At 73.3% G+C, this 18,100-nt stretch carries 19 protein-coding genes; 10 read left to right on the top strand and 9 right to left on the bottom strand.

The window, feature by feature from the left end; all coding sequences use genetic code 11:
- Positions 1 to 83 precede the first annotated feature (83 nt).
- Positions 84 to 671, top strand: coding sequence for a pyridoxamine 5'-phosphate oxidase family protein (locus AC0B9F_RS26940; protein ID WP_472006914.1), 588 nt, complete (start codon positions 84 to 86; stop codon positions 669 to 671).
- A 3-nt stretch (positions 672 to 674) separates the two neighbouring features.
- A complete protein-coding gene (locus AC0B9F_RS26945; protein ID WP_472006915.1) occupies positions 675 to 1,379 on the top strand; it encodes a L,D-transpeptidase family protein in 705 nt (234 codons plus the stop codon).
- A 55-nt stretch (positions 1,380 to 1,434) separates the two neighbouring features.
- Here AC0B9F_RS26945 and AC0B9F_RS26950 read toward each other — a convergent pair whose 3' ends face one another.
- Positions 1,435 to 2,937, bottom strand: coding sequence for a sensor histidine kinase (locus AC0B9F_RS26950; protein WP_472006916.1), 1,503 nt, complete (start codon positions 2,935 to 2,937; stop codon positions 1,435 to 1,437).
- Positions 2,934 to 3,677 (bottom strand): response regulator transcription factor, encoded by a 744-nt coding sequence (locus tag AC0B9F_RS26955; protein ID WP_472006918.1) that lies wholly within the window; start codon positions 3,675 to 3,677, stop codon positions 2,934 to 2,936. The genes AC0B9F_RS26950 and AC0B9F_RS26955 overlap by 4 nt, the downstream gene beginning before the upstream one ends.
- Positions 3,678 to 3,828: 151 nt before the next feature.
- On the opposite strand from AC0B9F_RS26955, the gene AC0B9F_RS26960 reads away from it, so the two are divergent.
- From AC0B9F_RS26960 to AC0B9F_RS26995, 8 genes are all read left to right on the top strand, one after another.
- Entirely contained in the window at positions 3,829 to 5,181 is a 1,353-nt protein-coding gene (locus AC0B9F_RS26960; RefSeq protein ID WP_472006920.1) for a ferredoxin reductase family protein, read from the top strand.
- Positions 5,182 to 5,191: 10 nt separating this feature from the next.
- Positions 5,192 to 5,650 carry an FMN-binding protein gene (locus AC0B9F_RS26965; RefSeq protein ID WP_472006921.1) on the top strand — a complete coding sequence of 153 codons (459 nt, stop codon included), beginning with the start codon at positions 5,192 to 5,194 and terminating at the stop codon, positions 5,648 to 5,650.
- A 59-nt stretch (positions 5,651 to 5,709) separates the two neighbouring features.
- Complete coding sequence (locus AC0B9F_RS26970) at positions 5,710 to 7,092, top strand: ferredoxin reductase family protein (protein ID WP_472006923.1); 1,383 nt, start codon at positions 5,710 to 5,712, stop codon at positions 7,090 to 7,092.
- Between the two features lie 17 nt (positions 7,093 to 7,109).
- Positions 7,110 to 7,844: an FMN-binding protein gene (locus AC0B9F_RS26975; protein ID WP_472006924.1), complete on the top strand. Its 735-nt coding sequence runs from the start codon at positions 7,110 to 7,112 to the stop codon at positions 7,842 to 7,844.
- Positions 7,845 to 7,848: 4 nt separating this feature from the next.
- Positions 7,849 to 8,631 carry an FAD:protein FMN transferase gene (locus AC0B9F_RS26980; RefSeq protein WP_472006926.1) on the top strand — a complete coding sequence of 261 codons (783 nt, stop codon included), beginning with the start codon at positions 7,849 to 7,851 and terminating at the stop codon, positions 8,629 to 8,631.
- Positions 8,632 to 8,763: 132 nt separating this feature from the next.
- Positions 8,764 to 8,913, top strand: a complete 150-nt coding sequence (locus AC0B9F_RS26985; RefSeq protein WP_472006927.1) for a hypothetical protein — start codon at positions 8,764 to 8,766, stop codon at positions 8,911 to 8,913.
- Between the two features lie 81 nt (positions 8,914 to 8,994).
- Positions 8,995 to 10,830, top strand: a complete 1,836-nt coding sequence (locus AC0B9F_RS26990) for an ABC transporter ATP-binding protein (RefSeq protein ID WP_472006928.1) — start codon at positions 8,995 to 8,997, stop codon at positions 10,828 to 10,830.
- Complete coding sequence (locus AC0B9F_RS26995) at positions 10,827 to 11,741, top strand: serine/threonine-protein kinase (protein ID WP_472006929.1); 915 nt, start codon at positions 10,827 to 10,829, stop codon at positions 11,739 to 11,741. The genes AC0B9F_RS26990 and AC0B9F_RS26995 overlap by 4 nt, the downstream gene beginning before the upstream one ends.
- 50 nt (positions 11,742 to 11,791) lie before the next feature.
- Here AC0B9F_RS26995 and AC0B9F_RS27000 read toward each other — a convergent pair whose 3' ends face one another.
- From AC0B9F_RS27000 to argC, 7 genes are all read right to left on the bottom strand, one after another.
- Positions 11,792 to 12,568, bottom strand: a complete 777-nt coding sequence (locus tag AC0B9F_RS27000) for a hypothetical protein (RefSeq protein ID WP_472006930.1) — start codon at positions 12,566 to 12,568, stop codon at positions 11,792 to 11,794.
- Positions 12,558 to 13,145, bottom strand: coding sequence for an RNA polymerase sigma factor (locus AC0B9F_RS27005; protein WP_472006932.1), 588 nt, complete (start codon positions 13,143 to 13,145; stop codon positions 12,558 to 12,560). Before AC0B9F_RS27005 ends, AC0B9F_RS27000 begins: the two co-directional genes overlap by 11 nt.
- 96 nt (positions 13,146 to 13,241) lie before the next feature.
- Entirely contained in the window at positions 13,242 to 13,784 is a 543-nt protein-coding gene (locus AC0B9F_RS27010) for an arginine repressor (RefSeq protein WP_472006933.1), read from the bottom strand.
- Positions 13,785 to 13,791: 7 nt separating this feature from the next.
- Positions 13,792 to 14,988: an acetylornithine transaminase gene (locus AC0B9F_RS27015; RefSeq protein WP_472006934.1), complete on the bottom strand. Its 1,197-nt coding sequence runs from the start codon at positions 14,986 to 14,988 to the stop codon at positions 13,792 to 13,794.
- Complete coding sequence (gene argB / locus AC0B9F_RS27020; protein WP_472006936.1) at positions 14,985 to 15,893, bottom strand: acetylglutamate kinase; 909 nt, start codon at positions 15,891 to 15,893, stop codon at positions 14,985 to 14,987. Before argB ends, AC0B9F_RS27015 begins: the two co-directional genes overlap by 4 nt.
- Positions 15,890 to 17,041 carry a bifunctional glutamate N-acetyltransferase/amino-acid acetyltransferase ArgJ gene (gene argJ / locus AC0B9F_RS27025; RefSeq protein WP_472006938.1) on the bottom strand — a complete coding sequence of 384 codons (1,152 nt, stop codon included), beginning with the start codon at positions 17,039 to 17,041 and terminating at the stop codon, positions 15,890 to 15,892. The genes argB and argJ overlap by 4 nt, the downstream gene beginning before the upstream one ends.
- Positions 17,038 to 18,066 (bottom strand): N-acetyl-gamma-glutamyl-phosphate reductase, encoded by a 1,029-nt coding sequence (gene argC, locus AC0B9F_RS27030; protein WP_472006940.1) that lies wholly within the window; start codon positions 18,064 to 18,066, stop codon positions 17,038 to 17,040. Before argC ends, argJ begins: the two co-directional genes overlap by 4 nt.
- Between the last annotated feature and the right edge of the window lie 34 nt (positions 18,067 to 18,100).

Here is an 18,100-nt window from a genome sequence, read left to right on the forward strand (position 1 = left end):
CGTCAATCCGTCCCTTCCGGAGACCGAAACGGACGGGCGAATTCCTTAGACGGTCGAACGGTCATGGACCATAATCGTTAGGCATGGGAAAGACTTATGAACGTATCGACGGCAGGCTCCGCGCCTTCATCGAGCAGCAGCCGATCTTCTTCACCGCCACCGCGCCTCTCGCGGAGGACGGCACGGTCAACCTCTCCCCCAAGGGCCTCAAGGGCTCCTTCGCGGTGCTCGACGAGCACACCGTGGCCTATCTGGACTTCGCCGGGTCCACCGCCGAGACCATCGCCCACCTGCGGGAGAACGGACGCATCACGCTGATGTGGTGCGCCTTCCAGGGTCCGCCGAACATCGTGCGCGTGCACGGCCGGGGCGAGCCCGTCTTCCGCGACGACCCCCGCTTCCCGGAGCTGCTCGCCCGCTTCCCCGACATCGACCCCACCCGGCACGGCCTGCGCGCCGTCGTCGTCGTGCACGCCGAACTCGTCCGCGACAGCTGCGGATACGCGGTGCCGTTCATGACGTACGACACCGACCGCGACCTGCACGGCAAGCGGTTCGCCCGGGAGGACGACGCCTCGCTCAGCGCGTACTTCACCAAGAAGGAGCACATCGCGACCAGCCTGGACGGCCTACCCGGGCTGCCGCTGCCGTTGCCCCCGTCTACGGTCTGAGCCATGCGCTCCCGTGTCGTCGCCACCGCCCTCGCCTGCGCGGCCCTGCCCGTCGTCCTCGGGGCCGCGCCCGGCGGCGAGGTCCCCCTGCCCGAGCGGATGCGGGACACCGGCGGCGGCACGCAGCTGATCACCGCCCAGGCGCGGGGCACCGGCTCGACGACGGGCACGGTCAGCTGGTGGGACCTGCGCGGCGAGCGGTGGGTGCGGGCGGGCTCCGCGCCGGCCCGGTTCGGGGCGAGGGGGCTGGTGGAGGGCGCGGCGCGGCGGCAGGGGACGAACACGACGCCGACGGGGCTGTACGAGCTGCCGTTCGCCTTCGGGGTCAAAGCGGCGCCGGGCGGTACGCGGATGCCGTACCGCCGGGTGCGTCAGGACTCCTGGTGGTGCCAGGACAACGGCTCGCGTGCGTACAACCGGTGGAGTGAGCCGCTCGCGTCCGACTGCCGGGCCGCGGAGGCCGAGCATCTGGTGTCCTACCGCACGCAGTACGCCTACGCCCTCGTCGTCGGGTTCAACTACCGGGCGCCGGTGCGGGGGCGCGGCGCCGGCATCTTCTTGCATGTCAACGGGGCTGGGGCTACTGCTGGTTGTCTGTCCGTGCCCGAGGATGCGATGCGGCGGATTCTGCGGTGGGTGGTGCCGGGTCGGAAGCCGCACATCGCTGTCGGGACAGTGAGCGGGGTTACGGCTGTGACGCGGTACTGAGGTGCTGTGCGCCCACGCGGCGGAGCCGCACATCGATACGGCCCCGCGCCCCCGATCAGGCCGGCAGGCGCACCGTGAACACCGTCGAGCCCGGGCGGCTCTCCAGCCCCACGCTCCCGCCGTGCGCCTTCACCACCGCCGAGACGATCGACAGGCCGAGGCCCGCGCCGCCGCCGGGGGTGTGGGTGCGGCGGTGGTCGGCCCGGGTGAAGCGTTCGAAGACGTCCGGCTGGAGGTCGGCGGGGATGCCGGGGCCGTCGTCCTGGACGGTGAGGACCGCCTCCGGGCCGTCGGACGTCAGGGACACGGTGACCTTCGTGCCGGCGGGTGTGTGGCCCCGCGCGTTGGCCAGCAGGTTGGCGACCACCTGTTGCAGCCGGTGGGCGTCGCCGGTGACCGTCACCGGCTCCTCCGGCAGGTCGAGCATCCAGCGGTGGCCTGGGCCGGCGGCGCGGGCGTCGGTGACCGCGTCCAGCACCAGCCGGGTGAGGTCGACTGGGTGGCTCTCCAGCGGGCGCCCCGCGTCCAGGCGGGCCAGCAGCAGCATCTCGTCGACCATCTCGCCCATGCGGGAGGACTCGGCGGCGATGCGCTCCAGGGCCCGGCCGACCTCGGGCGGCACCGGCCCGGGGTGCAGCAGCGCCAGCTCCGCGTGCCCGCGCACCGAGGCGACGGGGGTGCGCAGCTCGTGGCTGGCGTCGGCGGCGAAGCGGCGCAGCCGCTCCTCGCTGGCGTGCCGTTTCGTCAGCGCGTCCTCGACATGGCCGAGCATCCGGTTGAAGGCGGCGGCGACCCGCCCCACCTCGCCGCGCGGGTCGGACTCCGGCGCCCGCGGCGGCAGAGCCACCTCTCCGCTGGCCAGCGGCAGCTCGCTGACCCGGGTGGCGGTCGCCGCGACCCGGCTGAGCGGACGCAGCGACCAGCGCACCCACAGCGCCCCGGCCACGCCCGTCGCGGCGAGCGCGACGCCGAAGACGATCGCGGCGACCGCCTCCAGGCGGTGCACCGCGGCTTCCACGGGCTCCAGCGGCAGCCCGGTGACCAGCACGTCGCCGTCCCGGCCGCGGCCCGCCATGACCCGGTAGTCGTCGAGCGCGGACAGATGGACGCTGTGGCCGTGGCCGTCGACCGGGACGGCGGCAAGGGTGCGCTCGTCGCGGGGCGTGAGGTTCACGCCGAGGTCGGTCGTCGTATCGCCGGAGCGGACCACGGCCGCGTTGGTGACCGTGCCGTCCAGCAGGCGGGCGCCGAAGGTGCCGGTGGCCTGGCGGCGGGTGTCGCCGTGCTCGTCGCCGTCGTGGTCGTCCGGCACCTGGCCGGCGTGCTCCAGGCTGGACGGGAAACGGCTGCCGACATCGGTGAGCTGCTGGTCGAGGCGGCGGGTGAGGAAGCCGTCCAGTTCGACGACGGCGGCCACCCCGACCGCGGCGCAGCTGATCGCCAGCAGCACCACCAGACCGGCGGTGAGCCGGGCCCGCAGCGTCCGCGGCCAGGGCAGGCGCGCGGTCCGGCGCCGGGGCGGCCGCCCGGTCCGCGGGCGGGGCAGGCGCGGCCTCACGCCGTCACCGGCTTCAGCACGTATCCGGCGCCGCGCACGGTGTGGATCATCGGGTCCCGGCCGGCGTCGACCTTCTTGCGCAGGTAGGAGATGTACAGCTCGACGACATGGGCGCGGCCGCCGAAGTCGTACGACCAGACCCGGTCGAGGATCTGGGCCTTGCTGAGCACCCGGCGCGGGTTGCGCATGAGGAAGCGCAGCAGCTCGAACTCGGTCGGGGACAGCTCGATCAGCTCCCCGGCGCGGGTGACCTCGCGGGCCTCCTCGTCCATGACCAGGTCGCCCACGACCAGCTGGGGCCCGTCCTCGCTCTGGCGGGCCATGCCGGCGCGGCGCAGCAGGCCGCGCAGCCGGGCGACGACCTCCTCCAGGCTGAACGGCTTGGTGACGTAGTCGTCGCCGCCCGCGGTGATGCCGGCGATGCGGTCCTCCACGGCGTCGCGGGCGGTGAGGAACAGCACGCAGACGTCCGGCCGGACCGCGCGCAGGCCGCGCAGCACGGCGAAACCGTCGGTGTCGGGGAGCATCACGTCCAGGACGACCGCGTCGGGCAGCAGCTCGCGGGCGGCGGTGAGCGCCGACGCGCCGTCGCCGGCCGTGCGGATCTGCCAGCCCTCGTAGCGCAGGGCGCCGGAGAGGACCTCGGCGAGGTCGGGGTCGTCGTCGACGACGAGGACGCGCAGGGGCGTGCCGTCGGGGCGGGTGAGCGCGGGGCGGCCGGAGCGGGTGATGGTGTTCATGGCTGCCTCCAGGATCGCCCCTGACGCGGGCCGCGGGCGTCGCCGGGGGCTCTGAGTTTCCTTTGAGTGCGCGCTGAGGTCCCCGTTTCAGAGGGTCCTCAGAGGTTCGCCCCGCACAGTTGCGTTTCGGACAGGCGAAAGGACACGACTGATGACGACGGTGGACGAGCGGCGGGCGGCCCCGCCCGTGGCGCCGCCCGCCCGGCCCTTCCCCGCGGCCGGCGTGCTGGCCGCGATATGGGCGGGGGTCGCGGCGGTGATCGCGCTGTGGTGGTCGGACACCGCGTCCGTGGTCGGTACGGCGGGATGGCTGACCGGGGCCGGGCGGATCGCGGGCCTGCTGTGCGGGTACGCGTGCGCGGTGCTCGTGGCGCTGATGGCCAGGGTGCCGCTGCTGGAGCGGCGGATCGGCTCGGACCGGGTGGCCCGCTGGCACGCCATGGCCGGCCGGTACACGATCTGCCTGCTGCTCGCGCACATCACGCTGATCCTGAGCGGGTACGCCGCGCAGGACCACGCCTCGCTGCTGCACGAGACGCTGACGGTGGTCCTGGACTATCCCGACATGCTGAAGGCCACCGCCGGCACGGTGATCCTCCTCGCGGTGGGCGTCACCTCGGCGCGCGCGGTGCGCCGCCGCACCGGCTACGAGTTCTGGTACTACGTCCACCTGCTCACCTACGCCGCCGTCTTCCTCGCATTCGGTCACCAGCTGACCCTCGGCAACGACTTCAACGGCAAGCCGGCCGCCACCGCCTTCTGGTACGCGCTGTATCTGGGGGCCGCCGCCCTGGTGGTGTGGTTCCGTCTGCTGACGCCGTGGCGGCTCAACTCCCGGCACCGGCTGCGCGTGGAGTCCGTGCACGCCGAGGCGCCGGGCGTGTACTCGGTCGTCGTGCGCGGGCGGCGGCTGGACGAACTCGGGGCGCGGCCGGGGCAGTTCTTCCGGTGGCGGTTCCTCGCTCCGGGGCTGGCGTGGACGTCGACGCCGTACTCCCTGTCGGCGCCGCCGCGTGCGGACCGGATGCGGATCACGGTCAAGGCGCTCGGCGGGCACAGCGCCGCCGTGGCGGTGCTGCGGCCGGGCACCCGGGTGTGGGCGGAGGGGCCGTACGGCTCGCTGACCGGCGAGCGGCGCACGGCGGCGAAGTCGCTGCTGATCGCGGGCGGTGTGGGCATCACCCCGCTGCGCGCGCTGTTCGAGACGCTGCCGGGCGAGGTGACCCTGCTGTACCGGGCGCGCCGGGCGGAGGACCTGGCGCTGGGCGGCGAGCTGGAGGCGCTGGCCCGCTGGCGCGGCGCCCGACTGCGGTACGCCCTCAACGGCCCGCACGGCGAGCGCCCCGACCTGTCGGCCGCCGCCCTGCGGACGGAGTTCGGGGACCTCGCCGCGTACGACGTCTATCTGTGCGGTCCGCACGGCTTCGCCCGTTACGTGTACGAGCAGTTGCGCGCCGCCGGGGTGCCGGACCGGCGCATCCACCACGAGTCGTTCGAGCTGTGAGGCCTGCGAAGTGCACGCACTGAGGAAGAACCGTCCGCTGCGCCGGATCGTGCTGGCGAGCGCCGCCACCGTCTCCGGGGTGGTGCTGATGCTGTCGCTGAAGCCGCACACCACTCCGGCGCCGGCCACGGCCGGCTCGCCCCGGCCGGCCGCGAGTTCGGCCGCGCAGCCCGGCGCCGGCACCACCACGGGCACGAAGACCGCCACCGGCGAGTCGGTCGACACCCGCTGGGGGCCCGTCCAGGTGCGGGTCACCGTCAGCGGCGGCAAGCTCACCGACGTCACCGCGGTCGCGTACCCCACCGACAACCCGCGCGACCAGGAGATCAACGCCTACGCCCTGCCCCAACTGCGGCGTGAGGCACTGGACGCGCAGAGCGCGGACATCGACTCCGTCTCCGGCGCCACCTACACCAGCGGCGGCTACAAGCAGTCGCTGCAGTCGGCGCTGGACTCGGCGGGCCTCTGAACGCTCCCGTGGGACGGCCCGTATGTGTGGGCCAAGGGTCCCGTCCCCCCGGAGGAACCGTGAGCACCACGCTCGCCGGCGGCCGTGCCGCCCGCCGCCAGACGATGCGCCGTATCCGCCCGCGCCGCTCCCCCGCCGCCGTGCTGCTGTTCGCCGTGGGTGCGGGCGCGGCGGGCGTGCTGTGGCTGTGGTGGCGCAACACGCCGTCCATCGCGGACGACACCGGCAGGGTCCTCGGCGCGGGCCGGATCACCGGCCTGCTCGCCGGCTACCTGATGGCGCTGGTGGTGCTGCAGATGGCGCGGGTGCCCGCGCTGGAGCGGCGGGTGGGCTCCGACCGGGTGGCGCGCTGGCACGCGATGAGCGGCCGCTACACGCTCAGCCTGGTGCTCGCGCACATCGCCCTGACCATGTGGGGCTACACCCTCCAGGCGGGCAGGCCGGTCACGGACATCGTCCGGCAGACGGTCGACTCGGTCACCGGGCTGCCCGACCTGGGCAAGGCCGCGATCGGCACCGGTCTGCTGCTGCTCATCGGGCTGATGTCGGCCGGCGGCGTGCGCCGCAGGCTGGGCTACGACACCTGGTACCACGTCCATCTGCTGACCTACGCGGCGGTGTTCCTGACGTTCTGGCACCAGATCGGCGACGGCAACGACTTCGCCGTCGAACCCGCCGCGAAGACCTTCTGGTACGGGCTGTACGGCACGGTCACCGCGCTGGTGCTCTGGTACCGCGTCCTCACCCCGGTCCGGCTCAACCTGCGCCACCGTATGCGGGTCGAGGCGGTCATCGAGGAGACGCCGGGCATCGTGTCGGTCCTCATCAGCGGCACCAGGCTGCACCGCATCGGCGCGCAGGCCGGGCAGTTCTTCCGCTGGCGGTTCCTGGCGCCGGGGATGCGGTTCAGCTCGCACCCGTACTCGCTGTCGGCGGCGCCGCGCCCCGGCCTGCTGCGGATCACCGTGAAGGCCATCGGTGACCACAGCTCCCGGCTGCGCGAGCTGACGCCGGGCACCCGGGTGTGGGCGGAGGGGCCCTACGGCGCGCTGACCGCGCAGCGGCGCAGCCGGGGCAAGGTGCTGCTGGTGGCGGGCGGTGTCGGCATCACGCCGATGCGGGCCCTGTTCGAGACGCTGCCCGGCGCGGCCGGCGACCTCACGCTGCTGTACCGGGCCAACAGCACGCAGGACCTGGCTCTGTGGGACGAGTTGGCGGCGATCGCCGACGAGCGCGGGGCGCGGCTGATGTACGCCGTGAACAGCCCGGACGGGGAGCGGCCCGACATCTCGCCCGAGTCGCTGCGCCGCAAGATCCCCGACGTGGAGCGTCACGATGTCTTCCTGTGCGGGCCGCCCGGGTTCGCGCAGTCCGTCTACGAGGCGCTGCGGGGCGCCGGCGTGCCCGCCCGTCGTATCCACCACGAGTCCTTCGAGATGTGAGCGGGAGCTGCACACAGATGAGGAAGAACCACCCCGTCCGGCGGACCGTGCTGGCCGGTGCCGCCACCGTCTGCGGTGTCGTCCTGCTGCTGACGCTGAAACCGGCCTCCGACCCGGCGTCGGCGCAGGCGGGCGCGGTCGCCGCACCGCCGCCCGCGGCGCAGCCGTCCGCTCAGGGCGGCACCGCGGCGGGCACGGTCACCGGGGACGTGGCCCGCACTCGGTACGGGGCCGTGCAGGTCCGCGTCACCGTCTCCGGCGGCCGGATCACCCGGGCCCAGGCGGTGCAGGCGCCCAGGGGCGGCCACAGCGACCAGGTCACGGCGATGGCGGTGCCCCGGTTGAACCGGGAGGCGGTCACGGCGGGCGGCGCGGACATCGACGCGGTGTCCGGCGCGACGTACACCAGCGCCGGGTACAGGCAGTCGCTGCAGTCGGCCCTGGACAAGGCCGGCAAGGGCAGGCCGGCGGCCCCCGCGGCGCGGACCGTCACCGGCGGGACGGCGCAGACCCAGTACGGTCCGGTGCAGGTCCGGATCACGGTCAGCGGTGGCCGCGTCACCCGGGCGGAGGCCGTGCAAGCGCCCCAGGGCGGCCTCAGCGACCAGAAGACGGCACTGGCCGTGCCCCGGCTCAACCAGGAGGCGGTCGCGGCCGGCAGCGCGCGGATCGACGCGGTGTCCGGCGCGACGTACACCAGCGCCGGGTACAGGCAGTCGCTGCAGTCGGCCCTGGACAAGGCAGGTGGCTGAACGCATGGACGCAGGGACTCCCGCAGCGGTGCGCCGGGCGGAGGAGGTCATGGGGACGGTCTTCTCCTTCGACGTCCGCGGCGGGGACGGCGAGGCCGTCCGGGCCGCGCTCGACGAGGCCGTCGCCGGGCTGCACCGGGCCGACGAGGTGTTCAGCACCTACCGCGAGGACAGCCAGCTCTCCCGGCTGGCGCGCGGCGAGCTGACCGTCGGCGCCTGCGACCCCGAGGTCGCCGAGGTGCTGGAGCTGGCGGCGCAGGCGGAGCTGGTCAGCGACGGCTGGTTCAGCCCGCGATACCGGGGACGCCTGGACCCGACCGGCATCGTCAAGGGCTGGGCGGCCGAACGCGCGGCACGGGTGCTGGCGCAGGCCGGGGCGAGCGGGGTGAGCGTCAACGGCGGCGGGGACGTGCAGATGTACGGCTCGCCCGGCCCGGACCGGCCCTGGCGGGTCGGCGTCGCGGACCCGCTGCGCCCCGGCGGCCTGGCGGCGGTGGTCTCCGCGGCCGGCGCCGACGCACTGGCCGTCGCCACGTCCGGCACCGCGGAGCGCGGCGCCCACATCGTCGACCCCCGCACGGGCCGCCCGGCGGTCACGGACCTGGTGGCGGTGACGGTGACGGCGCCCTCCCTGACCTGGGCGGACTGCTGGGCGACGGCGGCCTTCGCGATGGGCTCGCGGACGGCCCTGCCCTGGCTGGAGTCCCTGCCGGGAGTGGAGGCGCTGCTGATCACGTCGGGCGACGAAGTCCGGTGCACCGGGGGGCTGGCGGCACGGCTGGGCTGAGCCGGACGCCGCCGTCCCCTGCCTTCCCCTGGACCTCTTTTTCCTTCTTTGCCGTGGAACTTTTACCGTGGAACGCCATCCGTCCCGGGCCCTGCCACGTATCCCCTCTGAGCACCTTTCAGGAGGCACGGTATGGCTATCTTCACCGCTCTCATGCCCGCCAAGCACCGGAAGAACGGGAAGGACACATCCAGGGACGACTCCACGCGGCACGGGCACCGTCACGACCGCACCAGCGGCCACGGAGACACCAGCCGCCACGGCCACGGCCGCAACAAGTAGTGATGAGGCACGAAGGCTGAGCGGACCGGAGGCCCGAAGGGTCCGGACCGCTCCGCCTTCGGGCCCACGAGTACGCCTGCCATGGTGCCTGTCCTGCGGCGCCTGCTGTCGGTGAGCGAGTCCTCCGACGCCGTGGTCGCGGCCGCGCCCGCCCTGCCCCCGCTCGAGGTGTTCCGGCGGTTCTGGCCCTACACCCGCGGTGGCCGGCGCTGGCTGGTGCCCGTGGTCCTGTTCAGCCTGGTCGGTCCGGTCGTCGACGCGGCCGAGATCTGGCTGTTCAAGATCGTCGTGGACGACGTGCTCGTTCCCCGGGACCTCAGGCCGTTCCTGTGGATCGCCCCCGTCTATCTGGGGCTGATCCTCTGCTCCGGCCTGCTGGGATTCGCCGACGACGTGACGTCCACCTGGGTCAGCGAACGGTTCCTGCTCTCACTGCGCTCCGACGTCTTCCGGCACGTCCAGGGCCTGTCACTCGGCTTCTTCGAGCGGCGGCGGCTCGGAGACGTACTGTCCCGGGTCACCGGCGATGTCGACGCGGTCGAGACCTTCCTGCTCTCGGGCGTCGCGGATGCCCTGTACTACGTGATCCGCCTGGGCGTCTTCCTCGGTCTGCTGTTCTATCTGCGCTGGGACCTGACGCTGCTCGCCCTCGTCATCGTGCCGCTGTTCTGGGGCGCCGCCCGGCACTTCTCCCGGCTCGTCAAGAAGGCGTCACGCGAGCGCAGGCGCCGCAGCGGCGCGATCAGCGCGATCGCCGAGGAGTCGCTGAGCAACGTGGCCCTGGTGCAGGCGTACAACCGGCAGGGCTGGGAGCAGCAGCGGTTCGAGCGGGAGAGTCTCGGCAGGTTCCGGGCGGCGATGGCATCGGCCCGCATCCGCGCCGTGTACGGTCCCGTCGTCGAGATCATCGAGGTGTCCGGCGGCCTCGCGGTCATGGGCCTGGGCACGTGGAAGCTCGCCCAGGGGCAGCTGACGCTGGGCGAACTGCTGGTCTTCCTGGCACTGATCGGCAAGATGTACAGCCCGGTGCGCGGCCTGTCCCGCCTGGGCACGACCTTCTACACGGCCTCCGCCTCGGCCGAGCGGATCATCGAACTGCTGGACCAGAAACCCCAGGTCAGCGACGCCGCCGGCGCCCGCCGCATCCGCCGGGCGCGGGGCGAGGTGGAGTTCGACGGCGTCTGCTTCCGTTATCCCGGCGCCTGTGACCCGGCCCTGTCGGAGGTGTCCTTCCATGTGGCGCCCGGGGAGACACTGGCGCTGGTCGGGGCCAGCGGCGCCGGCAAGTCGACCGTCGCCAAGCTCCAGTTGCGGTTCTACGACCCCGACCGGGGCGCGGTCCGCCTCGACGGCGCCGACCTGCGGGAGCTGCGCCTGTCCGACGTGCGGGAGAACGTCGCGGTGGTGCTGCAGGAGACGCTCGTCCTCCACGGCACCGTACGGGAGAACATCGCCTACGGCCGGCCCGGGGCCACGGACGCGGACGTCGTCGCGGCGGCGCGGGCGGCGGACGCGCACGAGTTCGTCGAGCGGCTCCCGGAGGGCTACGACACGATGGTCGGCCAGCGCGGCCGCACCCTGTCCGGTGGGCAGTGCCAGCGTCTGGCGATCGCCCGCGCGATGATCAGGGACGCGCCCGTGCTCCTGCTGGACGAACCGACCACCGGGCTCGACGCCGGCTCGGGCCGGCGGATCATGGACCCGCTGCGCCGGCTCATGGCCGGGCGCACCACCGTGGTCATCTCCCACAACCTGCTGACCGTCCGCGACGCCACCCGCATCGTGGTGCTCGACCACGGCCGGGTGGTCGAAGACGGCACCCATGACGACCTCCTCCGGCGCGACGGGACCTACGCCCGGCTGCACCGGCTCAGTACCGTCACCGGCGTCCCGGCGGCGGGGACGGTGCTGTCATGAGCGCCGCCCCGGCCCGAGTCGCCCCGCCCCTGGCGCAGGGCGCCCGCCCGGTCCCGGGCTACGAGATCCTGGCGCACCTGACCCGCACGGGCTGGCTCGACGTGTACGACGCCTGGAGCGAGGAACGGGCCTGCCGGTGCGTGATCAAGGTGGTGCGCCCCGACCGCCGGGACGAGGAGCGGCTGCGCATACGGCTGCTGCGGGAGGGCCGGTGGCTTCGGGAGTTCACCCATCCGCATCTGGCCCGCGCCTACGAGACGTTCGACGCGCCCGAGCCGCTGGTCGTCCTGGAGACCCTGACCGGTGAGACGCTGTCCCACCTGCTGGACCGGTTGCGGCGCCGGCCGGCCGCCGCCGACGTGGCGCTTCTCGGGGTGCAGTTGTGCTCCGCGGTCCACTATCTGCATGGCCGGGGCCTGCTGCACCTGGATCTCAAGCCGTCCAACGTGGTGGTGGACCGCGGTCACGCCAAAGTGCTGGACCTGAGCGTCGCCCGGCCACCGGGGACGGCCCCCGCCGGGCTCGGCACGTGCTGCTACCTGTCCCCGGAGCAGGGCCGCGGCGGACCGCTCACGGCCGCCGCCGACGTGTGGGGCATCGGCATCACCCTGTTCGAGTTCGCCTGCGGTGACCTGCCGTTCGACTGCGGCAGGGCCTCGGCCCCGGCGGACGGCCACGACGGTGACGACGGCGACAGCGACAGCGACGACGGCTACGGCCACGGCCACGACGAGCGGTTCCGGCAAGCGGAACGGAGTGCCCCGACGGTCGGGTCCCGGCGGCGTCTGCCTCCCGCGCTCGCCGCCGCCGTCGACGCCTGCCTGCGGCCGGACGCGGCCGACCGGCCGACGGTCACCGAACTGGCCGCCGCGCTGGAGGCGTCGCCGCGCGGCCGGCGGCGCCCCGCCTGACGCCCGGAACCGGCACACCCGGGCCATCAGCCCGCGCCGTCAGTCCGCCATCAGTCCGCGCTGGTCACGACGCGGCCCGTCTGCAGGCGGGCCGTGGCGAGGACGGTGCCGTCCGGGGACGTCAGGCGGGCGCCGGAGATCACCGCGGGGTCGACGCGGGCGGCCACACCCCAGTGTCCGCGTCCGTCCCGCAGGGTGAAGTCACCCACCTTGACCGTCGTGCCGTCCGCACGCTCCAGGAGGCAGTCCACCCTGCCGTCGTACGCGCCGCCTCGGCCCGCGAGATCGACGGAGACGAAGACCCAGCCGGGGGCGCCGGGATGGGCGTAGATCTCGCCGGCGGGCTGCCCGCCGTCCGCGGCGGCCGAGGTCATGTCCCCGACCAGCATGGGTTCCGACTCCGCGGCGGGCAGGGCCGAGGCGGTGCGGCCGTCCACGGTCGTGCCGATCGCCCAGCCGGCGAACCCGAAGGCGAGCGCGAGCCCCGCCGCGACCGCCACGAGCCGCAGCCGGGCCCGGCGGACGCGCCCGCGCAGCCCGTGGTGCGCGAGCACGGCCCCGCGGACGTTCGGGCGCCCCTCGTACGCCGTCGTGCCCTGGGGCAGCCTGCGCGCCACCCCGGTCTCGAAGCCGAGCGGCGGCTCGCGGTCCGGGAGCAGGCCGACCAGCCTGTCGCCGACGAGGGTCAGCTGCCGGACGTACTCCCGGCAGCCCGCACACCGCTCCAGATGGCCGACCGCCTCGGCCCGCTCCCGGCCGGACAGCACCCCGAGCGCCAGTTCGGCGCCGTACTCCCGCATCGATTCGCAGGTCACATCACTGGCCATGGCCGCCTCGCTCCGGAGACGCAAGTGTGGTGCGCAGCTTCGCCATCGCTGCCCTGATCCTCGTCTTGGCCGTACCGAGCGGGATCGCCTCCGCGTCGGCGATCTGCTGGGCCGTCATCCCGTAGATCCCCGCCATCACCAGGGCCCGGGCCTGTCCCCGCGGCAGCCGCGCCACGGCGGCCCGGAGCTGGGACGAGGCCTCGTCGGCCAGGGCCCAGCGCTCGGGGGTCTCGGTGACGACGCCGAGGAGGGCGTCGAGGTCCTCGGGCGCCACCGGCTCGGTCCGCCGCGCGCGGACGGCGTCGACGGCGAGGTTGTGCGCGATGGCCGTCAGCCAGGTCGTGACCGAGCCGCGCCGCGAGTCGTAGATCTGCGCATGACGCCAGGCGCGCTCGAACGTCTGCTGGGCGACGTCCTCCGCGAGCTGGGGATCCCCGGTGACGGCCATGGCCACCCCGAACACCCGGTGCTGGAACCTCCGCACGAAGGTGACGGCGAGTTCCGGGTCACCGGTGGCCAGCCCGGACAGCACAGCCTCGTCCGGGAGACGGCCCAGGGGGAACCGGAAACCCGACACATCTCTGTATACGGTCGCCGGCCGCCAGGGGATTGCCCGCCCGCAGCGGAGGATCACACGCCCATTCTCCGCCGCCGGGCCGGACGGTGCAGGGGGTCAGTGCCCGTTCTGCGCCAGCCGCAGCAGGTGGTCCGCCAGCGCCTGGCCGCCCGCGGGCTCCCGGCTGATCAGCAGCAGCGTGTCGTCCCCGGCGATCGTCCCGAGGATGTCGTGCAGCTCGGCCTGGTCGATGGCCGAGGCCAGGAACTGCGCGGCCCCCGGAGGGGTGCGCAGGACCACGAGGTTCGCGGACGCCTCCGCGGAGATCAGAAGCTCCTGCGACAGCCTGCGCATCCGCTCCTCCTTGGCGGACCCCCCCAGCGGCGCCCGGGGGGTCCGGAAACCCCCCTCACTGGGCACCGCGTAGATGAGGTCGCCGTCGGTGTTGCGGATCTTCACCGCGTTCAGCTCGTCGAGGTCCCGGGAGAGCGTCGCCTGCGTGACGCTCAGCCCGTCGTCGGCGAGGAGCTTGGCCAACTGGCTCTGCGACCGCACCGGTTGCCGGTTGAGGATGTCCACGATCCGGCGGTGGCGTGCGGTGCGGGTCTGCGGCACAGCAGGCCCGGCGGTGCCGTTCTCGTGCTCCTGCGCCTGACTCATCGTCGTCTCATTCTCCGGATCGTCCGTCCCCGTAGGCCTGCTCCAGGATGCCGGGCAGCGCCCCGAGGAACGCCTCCACCTCGTCGTCGCCCAGGTTCAGCGCGGGCATCAGCCGTACGACGTCGGCGGCGGGCGCGTTCAACAGGAACCCGGCCTCCTGGGCCACCCGCTGCACCTGCTGTGCGTGCGGCCCGGTGAGCACGATACCCAGGAGAAGTCCCGCTCCCCGGACATGACCGATCAAGGGGTGGCCGAGGGCCTCGATTCCGGTGCGCAGCTTCTCGCCCTGCCGCTTGACGTTCTCCAGCAGACCCTCGTTCTCGATGGTGTCGAGGACGGCCAGGCCCGCGGCGCAGGCGACGGGGTTGCCGCCGAAGGTCGTGCCGTGCTGACCGGGCTGGAGCAGCTCCGCGGCCCGCCCGAACGCGACGGTGGCGCCCAGCGGCAGGCCGCCGCCGAGCTGCTTGGCGAGGGTGACGACATCGGGCAGGACGCCCTCGTGGGCCTGGTAGGCGAACCAGTGCCCGGTACGGCCGGTGCCGGTCTGCACCTCGTCGAGGACGAGCAGGGCGCCGGTGGCCGCCGTGATCGCGCGGGCCGCCTTCAGATAGCCGGCGGGCGGCACGACGACACCGTTCTCGCCCTGGACGGGCTCGATGATGACCAGGGCCGTCTCCTCGGTCACCGCGGCCGCGAGCGCCTGGGCGTCGCCGTAGGGGACGTGGGTGACGTCGCCGGGCAGCGGCCGGAAGGGGTCCTGCTTGGCGGGCTGGCCGGTGAGGGCCAGCGCGCCCATGGTGCGGCCGTGGAAGCCGCCGTCCGTGGCGACGACATGGGTCCGCCCGGTCAGCCGGCCGATCTTGAAGGCGGCCTCGTTGGCCTCGGCGCCGGAGTTGCAGAAGAAGACCCGGCCCTCGCGGCCGAAGAGCGTCAGCAGCCGCTCGGCGAGCGCGAGCGTGGGCTCGGCCATGAAGAAGTTGGAGATGTGGCCGAGGGAGCCGATCTGCCGCCTGACGGCCTCGACGATCGCGGGGTGCGCGTGGCCGAGGGCGTTGGTGGCGATGCCGCCGACGAAGTCCAGGTAGCGGGTGCCGTCGGCGTCCCAGACCGCCATGCCCTCACCGCGGACGAGGGGCAGCCGCGGGGTGCCGTAGTTGTTCATGAGCGCGCCCTGCCATCGCGCGGTCATCTCCTGGTTGCTCATGACTCCCCCTCGGTGTCCGAGTCGGGCACGACCATGGTGCCGATGCCCTCGTCCGTGAAGATCTCCAGCAGGATCGAGTGCTGGACGCGGCCGTCGATGACGCGGGCCGTCGTCACGCCGTTGCGCACGGCGTGCAGGCAGCCCTCCATCTTCGGGACCATGCCGGAGCTCAACTCCGGCAGCAGCTTCTCCAGTTGGGAAGCGGTGAGGCGGCTGATCACCTCGTCGGAGTTCGGCCAGTCCTCGTAGAGACCCTCGACGTCGGTGAGGACCATGAGGGTTTCGGCGCCCAGTGCCGCAGCGAGTGCCGCAGCCGCCGTATCAGCATTGACGTTGTAGACATGTCCGTCGTCCTGGGAACGGGCGATCGACGACACGACCGGGATGCGGCCGTCGGCGAGCAGCGCCTCGATCGCGCCGGTGTCGATGTCGGTGATCTCGCCGACGCGGCCGATGTCGACGCGCTCGCCGTCGATCTGAGGGGTGTGCTTGGTGGCGGTGATGGTGTGCGCGTCCTCACCGGTCAGGCCGACGGCGAGCGGGCCGTGCTGGTTGAGCAGCCCGACCAGCTCGCGCTGCACCTGCCCGGCCAGCACCATCCGTACGACGTCCATGGCGTCCTCGGTGGTGACGCGCAGGCCGGCCTTGAACTCGCTGACGATGCCGTGCCGGTCGAGGGCGGCGCTGATCTGCGGGCCGCCGCCGTGCACGACGACCGGCTTGAGGCCGGCGTGGTGGAGGAAGACGACATCCTTGGCGAAGGCGGCCTTCAGCTCCTCGTCGACCATGGCGTTGCCGCCGAACTTGATGACGACGGTCTTGCCGTTGTGCCGGGTCAGCCAGGGCAGCGCCTCGATGAGGATCTGCGCCTTGGGCAGCGCGGTGTGCTTCCGGGTGGATGTCATGACGAGTAGGCGCTGTTCTCGTGGACGTAGTCGGCGGTGAGGTCGTTGGTCCAGATCGTGGCGGTCTGTTCGCCCGCGGCGAGGTCGGCGACGATGTGCACCTCGCGGTAGCGCATGTCGACCTTCTCGCGGTCCTCGCCGACGGAGCCGTTCTTGCAGACCCACACGCCGTTGATGGCGACGTTGAGCCGGTCCGGCTCGAAGGCGGCGGCGGTGGTGCCGATCGCGGACAGGACGCGGCCCCAGTTGGGGTCCTCGCCGTGGATGGCGCACTTGAGGAGGTTGTTGCGGGCGATGGTGCGGCCCACCTCGACGGCGTCGTCCTCGGTCGCGGCGTTGATCACCTCGACCTTGATGTCCTTGCTGGCGCCCTCGGCGTCGCCGATGAGCTGCCGCCCCAGGTCGGCGCAGACGGTGCGGACGGCCTCGGCGAACTCGGCGTACTCCGGGGTGACGCCACAGGCGCCGGAGGCCAGCAGCAGGACCGTGTCGTTGGTGGACATGCAGCCGTCGGAGTCGACCCGGTCGAAGGTGACCCGGGTCGCGTCGCGCAGGGCCCGGTCCAGGGTGTCGCTGTCGAGGTCGGCGTCGGTGGTGACGACGACCAGCATGGTGGCGAGGCCGGGGGCGAGCATGCCGGCGCCCTTGGCCATGCCGCCGACGGTCCATCCGTCCTTCGTCACCACGGAGGTCTTGTGGACCGTGTCGGTGGTCTTGATGGCGATGGCGGCCTTCTCGCCGCCGTGCTCGCTCAGGGACGCGGCCGCCGTTTCGACCCCGCTGAGGACCTTGTCCATGGGGAGCAGCAGGCCGATGAGGCCGGTGGAGCACACGGCCACCTCGCCGGCGCCGCAGCCGATCACCTCGGCGGCCTTCTCGGCGGTGGCGTGGGTGTCCTGGAAGCCCTTGGGGCCGGTGCAGGCGTTGGCACCGCCGGAGTTGAGGACGACGGCGGTGAGCTGCCCGGACTTCAGGACCTGCTCGGACCACAGCACGGGGGCGGCCTTGACGCGGTTGGAGGTGAAGACGCCGGCGGCGGCGCGGCGGGGGCCGGTGTTGACCACGAGGGCCAGGTCGGGGTTGCCGTTCTCCTTGATCCCGGCGGCGATGCCCGCGGCCGTGAATCCCTTCGCTGCCGTCACACTCACGGCGCAACTCCGATCGTCGTCAGCCCCGTGGTCTCGTCGAGCCCGAGGGCGATGTTCATGCTCTGTACGGCACCGCCCGCGGTGCCCTTGGTCAGGTTGTCGATGGCACTGATCGCGATGATCCGCCCGGCGGCCTCGTCGTACGCGACCTGCACCGACACGGCGTTGGAACCGTGGACGGACGCGGTCGCCGGCCACTGGCCCTCGGGCAGCAGGTGGACGAAGGGCTCGTCGGCGTAGGCCTTGGCGTAGGCGGCGCGGACGGATTGCGCGGTGACGCCGGGGAGGGCCTTCGCGCTGCACGTGGCGAGGATGCCGCGGGGCATCGGCGCGAGGGTCGGCGTGAAGGAGACCGAGACCCGCTCGCCCGCCGCGCCGCTGAGGTTCTGGATCATCTCCGGGGTGTGCCGGTGGCCGCCGCCGACGCCGTACGGCGTCATGGAGCCCATGACCTCGCTGCCCAGCAGGTGCGGCTTGGGCGCCTTGCCCGCGCCGGAGGTGCCGGAGGCGGCGACGATCACGGCCTCGGGCTCGGCGAGCTGGGCGGCGTACGCCGGGAAGAGGGCGAGGGAGACCGCGGTGGGGTAGCAGCCCGGGACCGCGATGCGCTGGGCCCCGGCCAGCGCGGCGCGGCCGCCCGGAAGCTCGGGGAGGCCGTACGGCCAGGTGCCGGCGTGCGGGGAGCCGTAGAACGTCTCCCAGTCGGCGGCGTCCTTCAGCCGGAAGTCGGCGCCCATGTCGACGACGAGGACGTCCGGGCCGAGCTGCTCGGCGACGGCGGCGGACTGGCCGTGCGGCAGGGCGAGGAAGACGACGTCGTGCCCGGCGAGGGTGCCGGCGCTGGTCTCGGCGAGGGTGCGGTCGGCGAGCGGCAGCAGGTGCGGCTGGAGCGCGCCCAGCTTCTGGCCCGCGTTGGAGTTGCCGGTGAGGGCGCCGATCTCGATCTCGGGATGGGCCAGGAGCAGGCGCAGCAGCTCCCCGCCTGCGTATCCGCTCGCTCCGGCGACTGCCGCGCGTACTGCCATGGAATCCTCCCTCGTGGATGGCATGACTATACGC

Source organism: Streptomyces sp. NPDC097129, assembly GCF_055668065.1.